Below are 14,955 nucleotides of genomic sequence, written 5' to 3'. Positions count from 1 at the left end.
GTTTAGATATTATCAAAATAGCGATAGTTTGACACCATGTAATTTATGAAAATGATAATTATAGGAGCGATAAATTGAGAGTTTCGCAATTAAGGGTGTAGTTTATGGTAATTCCGCTTTCGCGAAAGCGTGATCATATAATTCTATAGTGGTATATAAGTTTCCTTCTCGATGACCAACAATTTAGCAATTCTAAGATTTTCTCTACTAATAGATAATAAAAACAAAAGCACCATTTACATAGAATGGTGCTTTTGAAATAAGGTAAAAGGTCTTTAATCTAATGTTATTTTTACGTAACGTTTTTCTTTGGTCTTAGGTGTATTTGTTATAAACTCGCTCTCAGAAATTTGAACCATTTTATCTACCATTAAACCATTGAGAGAGGTACCGCTTTTAAGCAATGGCTGGTATTCAAATCCATTTTCAAGATCAAGCGTCAGTAAATAAGGTATAGACTTAAGTAGTTCTTTATCAGATTTTGTGTTAGCATTTACATAAGTAAGAGTACCATTTTTTACATCTGTTTTAATAGTACTCGCATTAACCATAAAACTAAATTTTTCATTTTTGTATTGTGAAAATATACCGTGGTTCCAGTATTCATAGCGACCACTTTTAGTATATTGAAATCTCTCTCTGTTGCCGTAATCACCTTCATTATAAATACGATCTCTTTTATTTGCAGTTATTTCTCTTTCAATTTTGTACTCATTGAGTAAATTACCGTTTGCCGAATCAATAACTAGAATTTCTAAATCACCTCTATGCCTCATAGAAGAAACCACCTCATTGCGATCTCGTCCTACAACCATTTTCATAGATTCTCTAGCTACATCATACCAATGATATGCAAGTATCCAATTACCGTTTGATTTTTCCATGGTTCTAAAATCAAATGCGTTTATATCTTCATCACTTGCGTCTCCTGCAACATAAGGTCTCAAATTGCTATTTGTTATTTTAGTGGTGATCGTCTCTCCTATTTTCTCTAAACTTGATAGACTGTAATTGTTGATAACCATTCCCATATCAATATCTTCTCCATCTTCATATGCACGAGTAAAACTAATACTAGCGAATGTAACGGTATCGCCTATAATTTTTGCTTTAGATGTTGCCAGAAGATCATTATAATCTTGAAGTTGTAACATCACAGGCTTCTCATTTCCTTTAACAATAAAAACTGTTTCAAACCTAGAACCGTCTAATTTTCTTTCCTCCTTACTACGCTTTTTATCTTTTTCTTTTTCTCCTTTACCATAAAAGATGTAGGTGTCATTTTCTTCAAAGTAATCAATATTATAAACATTAAAATCTCTAAAACCTTTAGAGTTTAAAGTGATTTCTTGATTAGAAACTACCTTTAATTTTTCATCTAGTTTGATTAATGTATGAGTTGAATTAAGTCTAGGTTTTGATTTACTAAATGTAGTCATGCCAGGTTTAGTAAAATTATTTACAGTTGAGATAATAGTAAAGTTATTGTTATCACTTTTAAAAGTAAATAAAGATGAGTCGATATCCTCAATTCCTATTTGCTCATTCACGGCATTAAGATTATCATCAATTTTTGCATAGTTTTTCCTCATAGACTTTTTCTTTAAATCTAGATCATAAGCAGCGTCATCTACTTCAACAAACTTTTTCTTGTCAAAATCTACTTCTAAAACTTTACCACGACCTCTACCTATCTCCACGGCAAAAACCCTAATTTTTCCATCAATCAATGCGGCAGATACTATTCTATCGTCTGTTGCTCTAATCTTTGTGGACTTCAGCAACTTCATATCACTTTTGAATTCATTGATGTACTGAATCTCACGTTTATAATTGTAAACTAAAACGTAGGTTCCTCCATCAGGCTTTTTCAATGCAAAACCAGAGTTATCGGTTTTCTTTGTTCTAACAACGCCACTGTATTCTACAATATCATTTGTTTGTGCGTTTAAATTGAAAGTAATGGATAGAAATAAAAAGAGGTATACAATTTTTGAAAAAGGCATTGTGGAAATTATTAATTTATACAATAAATATATTGATCCATGTGAATAGAGGTTTAATATAAATTTTTAAATCTGAAACCAAGATTGAAAGAAGTAAAGGTATAATCGCTATTAAAAGCAAATGAAGGTCCAGAAATAATGGAAAAGGAATCTAAATCTAATTCTAAGTAGGGTTTAATAAAAGTAAGACTAGCTATTTGATCAGACGACGAACTAAACTCATAGCCAGCGTCAAGATTTACTTTAAATAAATCACTCAAATAATACCTTGTCGCAACACCTACACCACCTTGAAAAACAGCCTCAGAATACCCATCTGGATTAAATTCTGTAGGTTCAAAATCGATATCTCTATAAGTACCTGATGTTGCTAGTCCTAGCTCCAAATTATCGCCTAACTCAATAAAATAATAATTATACTCTATAGAAATAGAATAATTCAAGTTATCACCTAATCCTTGCCCGTAGCTTACACCGTAAGACATACCTTGAGAAAATGCATTGATAGAAAAGAATAAAAAGAATGTGAAAATTAATTTGCGAATCATGTTTAATAAATAAAAGTTAAAAAAAAGCCACGATAATACTACTTTATTATTCAAATCATACAAATACTCATTATAAATTATAATTTTTATGTACAAAGACTTGAATAATAGTAATTCCGCTTTCGCGAAAGCGGTAAATTTTATAAAATATTACATCAAAAAAAGCTATTGTCACGCAACCATTTGAAAATTTCAATACTAATGAATGAATCCATTAAACAAATTCAAATGAAAAACATTTTAAAGTCACTTTTTATACTAAGTATGCTGGCGATTACATCTTGCTACTATGAAGACATAGATGATCTAGAAAAACGCCAAGAAGTTATAGAGCAAGACACTACATTATACGATTATGTTGAGTCCATGGCACAAGATGGCGCTGATCAAGATGATGTGACCTGTATTAAATTTGTCTACCCTATAGGTCTATATACTGTAGATGAAAATGATGTGGTCATAAGTCTAGATGTGATTGTTGGTAATCAGGCATTTTTTGATTTTTTAAACAATTTAAACCCAACTGATAACATCTCTATAAGTTACCCTATAGAAACCACACTATCTGATGGCACTATAGTTTCTGTGACTAATAACGACGAATTACTGGACAGTATAGAATCCTGTATTGAACGACAAGAAGAGATCATTAGAGAATGTGACGGATTATTAAACGGCGGCCAAGACTGTATATGGAAAGTAGGTTATTCTTTCAATGATACAAATGACTTCTTAGGTGCCGAATTTGATGGAGATGGCATTACTTATTTTGAATATGGTGATGATAGTGATGAAGGATCTTGGAACTCATTATTTATAGAAGACCAATTATTCATCAATATCAACTTATTAGATGATACATCGATATACGGTCAGCGTTTCAATAAAAATTGGCGTGTTGAATCTTGGTCACCAGAAACCATGACCTTAACTACAGATAATGGAGATGAGCTTATAATAAACCGTTACTGCTCTCCTGATGACACTAATGATTGTTTTAATCTTGATTTTATAGCCTGTGAAAATGATTTAACTCCTGGAATAGCAGATATAATTTTAGATGACTATACAGCTTGTATATTTGAGATCATGCGATTAGATGAGTCACTTGATACCATCGCATATTATGAAAATGAAAATGATGCGCTTACTTCAAGCAACGCCATTGATTCTTCTGTTATTTACAACAACACTAGTTTAATGCAAGACTTTTATGTAGGTATCACTTATGGAGTGAATGGCGCTACTAACGTCATTGAAATAAGTATTTCGGTTGAAAATTGCCCGTAGTAGAATTGAATTAGCTATTGCTAAAAGGCACTATTTTGAAAACAAAATAGTGCCTTTTTAATTTAATGCAATTATAAGATCTTATCTATGATGCTTTCCTCGGTATAACCTTCTGCTTCGGCTTTGTAATTTTTGATGATTCTATGTCTTAGAATTCCAGTAGCTACAGCTTTTACATCTTCAATGTCTGGACTGTATTTTCCATTTACAGCTGCGTGAGTTTTTGCTGCCAATATTAAGTTTTGGGATGCTCTAGGACCAGCGCCCCAATCAATATATTCCTTTATGATATCTGGAGCAGTATCACCCTTAGGTCTAGTTTTACCTACCAAAGAGACAGCGTACTCAATCACATTATCTGCAACAGGAATACGTCTTACTAGTTGCTGGAAATCTACAATTTCCTGAGCTGTAAAAAGAGCGTTCACAACAGGTTTATGATCACTAGTTGTAGACTTCACCACATCTATTTCTTCTTGAAAAGAAGGATATTGCAACAAGATAGAAAACATAAATCTATCCAGTTGCGCTTCTGGCAAAGGATAGGTTCCTTCTTGCTCGATAGGATTTTGAGTTGCAAGAACAAAATAAGGTTTATCTAACTGGTAATTATGACCAGCTACGGTTACCGATTTTTCTTGCATCGCCTCAAGAAGTGCTGCTTGAGTTTTAGGAGGTGTACGATTGATCTCGTCTGCTAGAATAATATTTGAAAAAACTGGTCCTTTTAAAAACTTAAAAGTTCTATTCTCATCTAGTATTTCACTACCTAAAATATCACTAGGCATCAAGTCTGGTGTAAACTGTATTCTTTTAAAGTTCAAACCTAGAGCCTGCGAGATGGTATTTACCATCAATGTTTTTGCAAGTCCTGGAACTCCTACAAGCAGCGCATGACCACCAGAGAAAACAGAAATCAATATTTCATCGATGACTTTTTCTTGTCCTATTATGACTTTGGCAATTTCTTTTTTAAGCTGCTGGTGTTTTTTAACCAGATTATCTATAGCGGCTACGTCTGACATGTAAGTGGTGGTTTATGGTATTACTTCCAACTATTAAGAATATCGCAATCAATATATTCTGGTCCTATTTTAATATAAGTATCAGCTAGCTTTTCATTGCGCCATTTGTTGATTGCTCTTACTTGCTTATCCTTTAAAGCTAAATCTTTTATTTTTAAAAAGTCCTGAGCATAATTTGCTTTGTGGTCGGTAATCTTATCAATAATCTTAACTATTTTGAAGGTTTTGTTTCTCATACGAGGATCAGTCTCTTCTATAATACCACTTACATCGCCCTTTTCTAGAAATTGAACGGTGGAAGCCATATCAGATTCTAACCTTATCACCTCTACTCTACCAGTTCCGGTATTAGGATTAATGATTCTACCACCATTTTCGGCAGTTTTTTCTTCATCGCTTATTTCTCTTGCCGCATCTCCAAAGCTTATTTCATTCAGAATAATACGATCCCTCATGTCATTAAGCTTCTTACGTGCTTTCTCGACTTGAGCTACAGAAATATAAGGAGTTAACAAGATATGACGCACATCTCTAATCTGCCCACGGATCTTTTCTACGTATAGAATATGCCATCCAAAAATAGTTTCAAAAGGCTCGCTTATCTCACCTTCTTGTAATGAAAAGGCTTGATCTTTAAATTCTTTAACAAATGGATCACTGCGTTTTAAAGACAAAACACCTCCTTGACGCTCTGTACCAGTATCATCAGAATAAAGGGTTGCTTTTGCGGCAAAGTCGGCTCCATTATCAAGAACATCAGCTCTATAGCCTTTTAACTTATCGATGACTAATTTAATCTCATCTTCATCTGGCTCTGGAATGACTACAATTTGTGCCATTTCTACTTCAGATCCAAAAAGTGGTCGATCTTCTTCTGGAATAGATTTAAAAAAGTCACGTACCTCTTCTGGTGTAATTTCTACTTGCTCTGTAATACGTTCTTGCATTCTCTGTGCAAGAAGTCCGTCGCGATTTACACGATTAAGAGCTTCTCGTACCTGAGTAATATTGTCTTTCTTATAGAACTTTGCTATTTCCTTATCATCTTCAGTCTGCAGGGCATTTTTGAAATATTGTATTTGTTGCTCAGTTCTACCTTCTATTTCTCTATCACTTATTGTGATACTATCTTGAATAGCGTGGTGTGCGTACATTTTTTCAGAAAGTAAACTCTCCATAAGTTCACAGCTGGAAATATCAGAAATACCAGCTTGCCTTTTAGCTTGTGCCTTTGCAGAGGCGATATCAGATCCTAAAATTACATAGTCTCCTATAACACCTGCAACACCTTCTATTAGAAATCTCTTTTTAGTTGTAGGTCTTACGCTGTCTAATGCCGCAAGAGTTTCTTGAACATTCTTTTTATCTGCCGCAGTAATTTCTTCATTTGAAGTGGTTTGTGCTGTTACCGCTTTCGCGAAAGCGAGAACAATAAAAACACTGATGTATTTAGTTATTGATTTTAAGTTTATCACTGTTAATAGCGTCATTTAATAAATCTTTTTCTATTTTTTTAATATAAGCCAGTTTACTCTTGTTGAGTAAAACCTGTTTAATCGTAGGCTTTACATAGGATAGAGGCGCGCGATCGCCGCGTTTAAGGACTTTATTGAACCGCACCAAATATACACCAAGACTATCTTCTAGCTTCCACGTTTTATTTTCTTTTATGTAATACTTTTCATTTGAAGGGTTGATCACATTCATTGCGTCAAAAAGATTGCTTTTTTTAACCCAAATGCTGTCATTGAGAAAGTAATTGCGATAAGAGAGTTTAAGGCTGTCTAATTGAGACAACGAAGTTACGTCTCCTTTATTGAAGAGTTTTGTTATTTTTTGCAAATCAGTGTTAAGAGGATCCATTTGAACGTACCTAAACTGCACTAAATCTTCATTGAGTTTAAAGTCCTCCTTACGATCTTCATAATAGGCCTCTATATCTCTATCTTTTATTAAAGTATCAAGATTTTGCTTAGTTAATTCTCCTAGATATTCTTGGGCATAAAGCTCCACCTTGTAATTATTAATAAGCCTATCCAGCTCATCCTGCCTGCTTTGATCGATATTATCGATGGCATTTTTTAATAGCAGCTGATCCGTCGCCCATTGATTAACAAAAGCGGTGACAATACGCGTACTGTCCTGTGTGGTATAATTTGCAGGTAAGAGTCGCTCGATATCGTCTTTATCTAAATAGCTTTTACCTAGCACAACAACAGCATCCGGTACGGAATCTTTTTTAAAATACTCACAGGATACCAGAGATAGCAACAACAGTATGTACAGACCGTTTTTAACCAAGCTCTTTTTCTATTTGGGATTTTACTTTTTTAAGAATCTTTTTATGAATCTTGATCTTATGTCCATCTCTCAGTCCATCGATCCACTGTTTTTCAAGCTCTTGCTTATAGTCATTAATAACACGACCACGAGCTTCTTCCAAAGTTTTAAGCGATGGTTCTATGATTTCTTTTACTTCTATTACTTTATGAAAACTATCACCTTGATCATGATATACTTCTGAAACACCTACTTCAACTTCAAAATCGTCAGGTAACCTGTTGTAATCATCTTCTACAGTCCCTGAAGAAATAATCACTCTGGTTTTATTATCAATATTTATACGAGCTTTGATCGTGTCAGTCGCAACGCCTTGACGCAACATTTTTTGTACTTCCTGAGCCACATCATCAGAAGTGCTTTGCGTCAAGACAATATCAATTCTACGTTTCCATACATAATCTTCTTTATGAGCGTCGTAATAACGCTGCTGCCCGATAGAATCATTATCTGCTTTATTCCATATTTGAGTTTCTATCAGGTCAAAAACTAAAAAACCTTCTTTGAACTCATTGTATAAAAATCTAAAGTCTTCATTATCTCTTTCTAGATTTTCATCATAATACTCAATGATTTTATCTGTAATAAAGGATTGATAAAATGCGTCTAGTTTTTCATTCTTAGAAGAGTAACTGGTATAGTCTTTAGTTTGCTTTAATTCTAGGTAAGATAAAAAGTCTTTTATTTTAAAGTTTACCTCTTGAATACTGAACAACTTAGTCTCGTTTGCAGCGCCGTTTTTATCAAAAACGTAGCTTGATGTCATGATCAAGCTATCATTTACCATTTGATATACTTCTTGAGGTAAGCGTAGTTTTTTAGAAATATTATACTGGGTCTTCAGTTTATCGGTAAATGCTTGTGTAATGATCCTAGACCTAGGTGATTTTTGAATTTTACTTTCTAACTCCTTTTTAACTTCATCAAACTCTTTTAATGGATGCTTTTCAAGCAATTTAATGATGTGCCAGCCGTATTGAGTTTCAATAGGCTTACTGTATTCATTGAGCTCATTTAATTTGAAGGCAGCTTCAGCAAAAGTTTGATCTATTCCGCCAGTTCCAAATTTATTTAGTTTTCCACCTCTAGGAGCCGTGTTTGCATCGTCAGAAAACTCTCTTGCAAGCTCTTCAAATCGCTTACCTTCTTCTAGTTGTTTGTAAATTTCATCGATACGAGACTTTGCAGTTTTCTCATCGGCATCTTTTTTATCAAATGTCATGATATGAGCCACAGTAACTTCTCCTGGATTAGGTCTTCTATCATTCACATAAACAATATGATAACCAAAATCTGTGCGAGTAGGTTTTGAATAAGTCTTTACTGGAGTTTCATAAGCAGCAGTTTCAAATTCATATGCCATTCTAAAAGATCCAAACCATCCTAGATTTCCTTCATTACCAGCACTAGGTCCTTCACTCTTTTTGCGTGCTAATTCACCAAAATCTGCACCGTTTTCTAATTCTTTATAAATTTCTTGAATTCGATTCCAGGCTTTAAGCGTGTCAGCAGGAGCAGCACCACGATTCAATTTAATTAAGATATGACTTGCATTTACTTCTTCTCTACCGCGCTCGTATCCTTCTCTAATTAGACTTTCTGTTACTTTATTGTCTGTCAAGTAAGGTTGTGCAAGGCTAGCTCTTGTGTTCTTAATATCCTTAAGGTGGTTTTCTTTTTGGTCTAGACCTAAATCATAAGCCTGTTGAAGCTTTAATCTATAGTCTATATAAAGCTGTAAGTAGTTATCAACGTCTTTTTGATCTTCATCCTGAACGATATCAATATTTTTAAAATAGAACTTCATAAAAGTTCCTGCATCATAATCTTTACCATCTATGCTTAGAATTGTTTGATCATTTAAATCCTGAGCTTTTATTCCGGAGCTTAATAACAGTGACGTTATCAAAAAAAATGTACTGAAATACTTCATATTTTTTTTCTATTCAAGAGGTGCAAAAATAGTTATTTAAGATTGCCTTTCAAAACGATTAAATTTCCTAAATATTTTGATGAATTAGTGTTAAGTTTTAGCAACATCTATCGACTCTAAAAATATGATAAAAAGTAAGCATTCCATTGAAGTTTTATTGCCCATAAATGAGGTAATGGAATTATTTAAAAATCAAGATTACTTTAAGTTTTGGCAAAAAGGACTCGTTGATTCTAAAGCAATTTCTGGCGCACCTGGAGCTGTAAACAGCACTAGAGAAATGAGTATCAAAGTTGCCGGAGCACTTATCAAAATGAAGGAAGAAATCACTACCGTAGACCTTCCACACTTATGGGAGGCAACGTATCGTACAAAAGGTGTTTTGAATAAGCAGAGTAACCGCTTTCGCGAAAGCGAGACAAAAATTAATGGTAAATTGATAAAAACTACCTTATGGGATGCCACTAGCACATTTAAATTTACTGGATTTATGCGCCTTATAGGCAAAGCACAACCACAATTATTTAAAGGACAAACATTACAACATATGCAAGATTTTAAGACCTTTGCAGAACATCAAGACGATTTTATAACCAACAAGTGATGAGAAAATTAAAATTGATATGGGATTTTAAAGGACCCAATGCAGAAAAAACTGCTGCACACCATTTGATCCATCTAGATGAATATGTGAAAAATGAAAAAGTTGAAGCTATAGCAACAGGAGTTGAAAAAGTAAACGATAGGCATCATATTGCTTTTCTAGCGCTTGAAGAAATTCACATGCCTCCTGTAAGAAATGCTTTAAAACCTCATCGTGGTCAGTTATGGGTAGAATGACAAATGGTCCTAAACTTCTAGTTTAACTACCTGAGGTGGATTCTTCTATTTCTACTTTTATACTCTGTCTCTCATGAAGTTTAAAGGCGATTAAGTGAGCTAGAGTGAATATAGTCATTAGATAGAAGAACCTTGAATAATAATAACTGACATAATTTGATGAATACAATGCTATAGCAAAAAACGCACTAGAAATTAAGTATGCATATGGAATGATCAAATAATGTTCATTTTTGTACGTATCCATTTGCAAATATCCAATTGTCGCTATGATACAATAAGTCAAGGAAGTAAACCCATAGATATAAAACAAAATTACCAACCATGATTCTAATCCCGGACTTATTAATGTTATTATAAAATGAATAAGGTAACTTTCAAACAACAGTAAAGTTAATATTATCAATGAATTACCTATAGTTATTTGTTTCCAACTAATGAATTTAAATATGTCGAATAAGAAAACCGCATAACCTATTGCTGTAAAAACAAAAAATAACAGGTAAGGCAAATAATGGTTTTCAAAATAAACCAAACAAAGATCTGAAAGTATTGAAAATATAACACCTATTAAATATCGCTTATTAGTATATAATCGGTGCCAAATCATCAGATAAGTAAACATTAAGATAGAATTGCCAACTCTACTCCATTTCACCACCTCAAGATTATCTGTGTATATTATAAGATAATTGATGATCAGAAAAAATATGGCCATCAATAAATACCATTTTTTAGAAATATGTAAGTAACTTTTCGTCATATAAAAATGAAAGTAGTCTAAGTAAAATAAAAGATATTGAACAGATCACAGAATGCTTATACTATAGACTAAATACAATTAAAAAGGTTTAAACGCATATATAGAATAATTTTCAATCGGTGAACTACAAAATACAATTACTTTACACTGTCTTTATAAATGTCATTGATGTTGAGTTTACCAGCCATATCTATTCCATAATACCAATATGCTTTACTTTTAAAAAATATTTTCAATTTTAATGAATCCATCTCAACTATTCAACTCATTTCTAGAGGAAGGTCAAATTTTAACGGATAAAGCTCTAGAGCAAAGATATCATCATATATGGCACATGGATGAGCCATTAAAAGCTTTATGTGTACTATTACCAAAGAACACTGAACAAGTAAGTAAGATCATGAAAGTATGTTATCAAAATGATCTACCAGTAGTTACTCACGGTGGCTTAACTAATCTCGTAGGAAGTACTGAAACAATAGGAAACGAAGTAGTTATTTCTACAGAGCGATTAAATCGTATTGAAGAAATTGATAAAGCTAGTAGAACAATCACTGTTCAATCTGGGGTTATTTTAGAAAATATTCATAACGCGACGGAAGAAGAAGGTTTGTTATTCCCCTTAAATTTTGGTGCGAGAGGAAGTGCCCAAATAGGTGGTATCGTTTCAACTAATGCTGGCGGACTAAGAGTTCTTAAATACGGAATGACCAGACAGCTGGTATTGGGGCTTGAAGCTGTAACAGTAGAAGGAACGGTCATATCGTCTATGAAGAAAATAATTAAGGATAATAGTGCCTACGATCTCAAACAACTATTTATAGGAAGTGAAGGCACTTTAGGAATTATAACAAAAGTCATTTTAAAACTTGAAGAGCTTCCTAAAAGTCGTAATGCCGCTTTCATAGGGTTTGATAATTATGATGCAGTAGTAACGTTTCTTAAATATTGCGATAGTAAGCTAGCTGGAAAACTAAGTGGATTTGAATTGATTTGGAAAAATAGTTATGTTCAAATGACTAGTGTGAATGAAAGCGTGAGACCTCCATTACCTTACGATTACAACTATTATGTTTTAATAGAATCTCTAGGCGGCAATCAATTCAATGATCAGAATGAATTTCAAAATTTACTAGAGCAAGCACTAGAGGAAGAGTTGATACTGGATGCTGTGATGGCAAATTCTCAAAGTGATGTCGAGTGGTTTTTTAGAATACGAGAAGATGTTAATAATCTAGTCGATTTTATGGAACATGATCAGCATTTTGACATCAGTTTACCGATTCCTTATATAGGTAGCTATATTGAAGAAAGGTATAATTCCCTTAGAAAAATAAAAGGAGTAAATCAAGTTTATGCTTTCGGACATGTAGCAGATGGGAATATTCACTTTATGGTGGGAAAATCAAATTTAAGTACTGAATTAAAGAAAAGGATAGATCATTGTATTTATGATGGACTACAAAAAATAGGTGGCTCGGTCAGTGCAGAGCATGGCATAGGACTTCACAAGAAAGATTATCTACATTTATGTAGAAATGAAGAAGAAATTAATTTAATGCGTTTATTAAAAACAACTATGGATCCTAAAGGACTTTTGAATCCTCGAAAGATCCTTTGATACTATTATCTAGGTTGCTTTGCTCTTCCGTATAAAAAAAGACGTATTTCACAAGACAGTAAAATGCAAATAGGTAGAGTGTCCTGTCTAAGAAGTAGAAAAGAAAAGGCTCCATCTTATAATAGTAGGCTAATAAAGCAGCAAAATCTGAAAACACTAACCCAAAAGTAGCATACATATAATATGCAGTTTTAAAACTCAATCTAGTAGAATTATACAAGCCCGAGAATAAACACATTGCAATGCCTACTATCCCACAAATCTTAATGGAATAAAAAGCTATGTCTGATTCAAAATCAACACTTATATTATTCACTAAAAAATTAAATACGTAAACATTGAAAACTAGTATAAACATATATATAAGATATTCGTACCAATTCACTTGTCTCCATTGAACAAATCTGAGTACGTTTAATCCAAGAAGAGAGTATGCTACTGTTGTAGATATTCCGTAAAGTAAAACTCCCCAGGTATGTTCGTAACCTACTATTGCAATATCTGACACAACTATTATAGCTAATACGATATAAACTAATCGGTGATTGAACTTATGGTATAATAAAAATAGTACGATTGATATAGAGCTCGCCAAACGAAATATTTTTGAAATCATCAAGTCGAAGAAAAACACAGTTATCACATTTACAACAAACAAGATTGCTATAAAGACAATTAGGCTTTTATTAAAAGTTTTCGATGAAAATTCCTTTTTCCCCATTTTTAAAAATAAATATAATCGTAGAGAATATATGTTAAAAATTCGCTCTTTAGATTTATGATTAAATGCAAAGTAGGCATTTACTGATAATTCACATAAAATGTAGCTTATAATAATATAGATTAGGGAGACCTTTTTTCTTTGAAGTTATTGAAGTTTTAGTGCTCCTACTGCATGTATTTATTTCTTTGATTTACGAATCATTTAAAAAGGTATAATAAAAAAGGGTTGCCATTAGACAACCCTTTTATTCTAAACAAAATTAACTTTCCTAATTTTTAACTAGCTTTAAGTTCTGAGTACCTTCAGCAGAAGTCACTTTAGCAATGTATACACCACTTGTTAAGCTATTCGCATCGATCAAAACAGAATCATTATTCACTTCTTGACTAATCACTAGTTTACCTGAAAGATCATAAACTTGAACCGATTGTAAAATAGTATCTGTAGAAGAGATAGTCCATTCGCTTGAAGAAGGGTTTGGATATACCTTAAATGGCGCTATACTAAAATCATTTACACTAGCTGTAGTGTTTTTATGTAAATATAAATTATCGTACCATATGGTAGGTACGTTTGAAGTAATCACAAATTGAACAATGTCATTTCTTGTAGTATCACCTGTGAACGCAGTATCGATAGTTACATCAATGATATTCCAACCATTTACCAGAGTTTGTGCAGCTGCTGCACCATCACCTACATTAATGTTGAAAGCAGAAACTTCACCACCTGTTCCACCCCATTGAGAGAACTTCATGTTAATTTCTTTACCTATCAAGTTAGGCTCATCAATAAATACATCCATATGAAAGTGAGTAAATCCTGTAGCATCAATAGTTCTTGCACCTTGCCAGTCTATTCCTTCACATCCAAGTCCATCGATTCTTTTCATCGCCTCTCCTGCAACTACCACATCAGAAGTGCCACCAGGACACCATGAAGTATCAAATGTATCAACAGCAATATCAGTATAGGCGTCACTAAAAATTGAAATCACATCAGCAGCAGGTCTATTAGGAGGTGTTGCTGTACCCATTGAAGGACCTACGGCAGCAAAAGAGATAGTATAAGTTTCATTACTCATTCCGTTTGCAGAGGTTACCCCTATCGTCGCATCACCAGGAAGAGCAGTCGCTTGATTTATAACTACAGTTGCGCCTGCATCAGTAGCAGTAGCTAGTGTCACTTGTGGAACCGTTGTAGTTCCAGCAGGAAGGTCTACATTATAGGAGAAAACTCCAGCAGAAAAATTAGCTAGTGGTGCATTATCAATCTCAACAGTGCTTAAAGTCGCATCAGCACCAGCTACCGTTGGATTCTTCCAGAAATAAACGTTATCTAAATAAATATCTACTGGCACTGTACTTCCAGGACCATTAGCAGCGAATTTCATTTGAAAAACATTATCCCAAGTCATACCTGTAAAAGAAGATTTAGGTATATCAACTGACGTCCATGTACCAGAAGTATAAGCGATAGAAACTAATGTTTCTCCTGCTCCTGATCCACTATTGATTGGACTTACTTGGATATCGGTTGCACCAGGAGATGCTGATGTCCATATATCCACATGCAAGAATTCCATAGTTGAAGCATTAGTTGATGTCAACTCTGTCCCTTGATAGTTAAAGTTAGGATAAGCTAGAAGGAGTTCACCGTTACCTGGATCAAAAGCTGGATTTACCTGAGTGTGTCCAGACTGGCCCCAGTTTGGGTCGTAATTAGTAGCAATATTAGTGTATGTATCTCCAAAAATAGAAATCACATCGACTGCGTTATTTGTCGGAGCCGCTGGTGATGTGCTCGGTTGGGCAAAACCCAAATTAGTAATAAATAGAATTAAAAGAAAAGTAATTTTTTTCATA

General features: G+C 33.6%; 12 protein-coding genes. 4 read left to right on the top strand and 8 right to left on the bottom strand.

Annotated features, from left to right (window positions below):
* Positions 1–275 precede the first annotated feature (275 nt).
* Positions 276–2,006: a hypothetical protein gene (locus tag DDD_RS11350; RefSeq protein WP_015363006.1), complete on the bottom strand. Its 1,731-nt coding sequence runs from the start codon at positions 2,004–2,006 to the stop codon at positions 276–278.
* Between the two features lie 53 nt (positions 2,007–2,059).
* Positions 2,060–2,554 (bottom strand): hypothetical protein, encoded by a 495-nt coding sequence (locus DDD_RS11345; RefSeq protein WP_015363005.1) that lies wholly within the window; start codon positions 2,552–2,554, stop codon positions 2,060–2,062.
* A gap of 228 nt (positions 2,555–2,782) precedes the next feature.
* On the opposite strand from DDD_RS11345, the gene DDD_RS11340 reads away from it, so the two are divergent.
* Entirely contained in the window at positions 2,783–3,844 is a 1,062-nt protein-coding gene (locus DDD_RS11340) for a hypothetical protein (RefSeq protein ID WP_146250797.1), read from the top strand.
* A gap of 71 nt (positions 3,845–3,915) precedes the next feature.
* Here DDD_RS11340 and DDD_RS11335 read toward each other — a convergent pair whose 3' ends face one another.
* From DDD_RS11335 to DDD_RS11320, 4 genes are read right to left on the bottom strand one after another with little or no spacing between them, the layout of a single operon-like run.
* Positions 3,916–4,869, bottom strand: coding sequence for an AAA family ATPase (locus tag DDD_RS11335; protein ID WP_015363002.1), 954 nt, complete (start codon positions 4,867–4,869; stop codon positions 3,916–3,918).
* A gap of 20 nt (positions 4,870–4,889) precedes the next feature.
* On the bottom strand, positions 4,890–6,359 hold the full coding sequence (locus DDD_RS11330; protein WP_015363001.1) for a peptidylprolyl isomerase: 1,470 nt from the start codon (positions 6,357–6,359) through the stop codon (positions 4,890–4,892).
* On the bottom strand, positions 6,319–7,170 hold the full coding sequence (locus DDD_RS11325) for a hypothetical protein (RefSeq protein WP_111474726.1): 852 nt from the start codon (positions 7,168–7,170) through the stop codon (positions 6,319–6,321). The genes DDD_RS11330 and DDD_RS11325 overlap by 41 nt, the downstream gene beginning before the upstream one ends.
* Entirely contained in the window at positions 7,163–9,142 is a 1,980-nt protein-coding gene (locus tag DDD_RS11320) for a peptidylprolyl isomerase (protein WP_041567118.1), read from the bottom strand. Before DDD_RS11320 ends, DDD_RS11325 begins: the two co-directional genes overlap by 8 nt.
* A gap of 124 nt (positions 9,143–9,266) precedes the next feature.
* Here DDD_RS11320 and DDD_RS11315 point away from each other — a divergent pair, with 124 nt between their 5' ends.
* The 3 genes from DDD_RS11315 (at position 9,267) to DDD_RS11300 (ending at position 12,366) form a co-directional block, all read left to right on the top strand.
* Positions 9,267–9,746, top strand: coding sequence for an SRPBCC family protein (locus DDD_RS11315; protein ID WP_041567117.1), 480 nt, complete (start codon positions 9,267–9,269; stop codon positions 9,744–9,746).
* On the top strand, positions 9,746–9,982 hold the full coding sequence (locus DDD_RS11310; protein WP_015362997.1) for a hypothetical protein: 237 nt from the start codon (positions 9,746–9,748) through the stop codon (positions 9,980–9,982). The genes DDD_RS11315 and DDD_RS11310 overlap by 1 nt, the downstream gene beginning before the upstream one ends.
* 1,004 nt (positions 9,983–10,986) lie before the next feature.
* On the top strand, positions 10,987–12,366 hold the full coding sequence (locus DDD_RS11300; protein ID WP_015362995.1) for an FAD-binding oxidoreductase: 1,380 nt from the start codon (positions 10,987–10,989) through the stop codon (positions 12,364–12,366).
* On the opposite strand, the gene DDD_RS11295 is transcribed toward DDD_RS11300, so the two are convergent.
* Positions 12,332–12,874, bottom strand: a complete 543-nt coding sequence (locus tag DDD_RS11295) for a hypothetical protein (RefSeq protein ID WP_148285389.1) — start codon at positions 12,872–12,874, stop codon at positions 12,332–12,334. The two genes, DDD_RS11300 and DDD_RS11295, sit on opposite strands and share 35 nt — an antisense overlap.
* A gap of 484 nt (positions 12,875–13,358) precedes the next feature.
* Complete coding sequence (locus DDD_RS11290) at positions 13,359–14,954, bottom strand: T9SS type A sorting domain-containing protein (RefSeq protein WP_015362992.1); 1,596 nt, start codon at positions 14,952–14,954, stop codon at positions 13,359–13,361.
* Between the last annotated feature and the right edge of the window lies 1 nt (position 14,955).

The sequence above is a fragment of the Nonlabens dokdonensis DSW-6 genome, assembly GCF_000332115.1.
In the GTDB taxonomy this organism is placed as follows: domain Bacteria; phylum Bacteroidota; class Bacteroidia; order Flavobacteriales; family Flavobacteriaceae; genus Nonlabens; species Nonlabens dokdonensis.
This window is presented reverse-complemented; position numbering and strand designations above follow the sequence as displayed.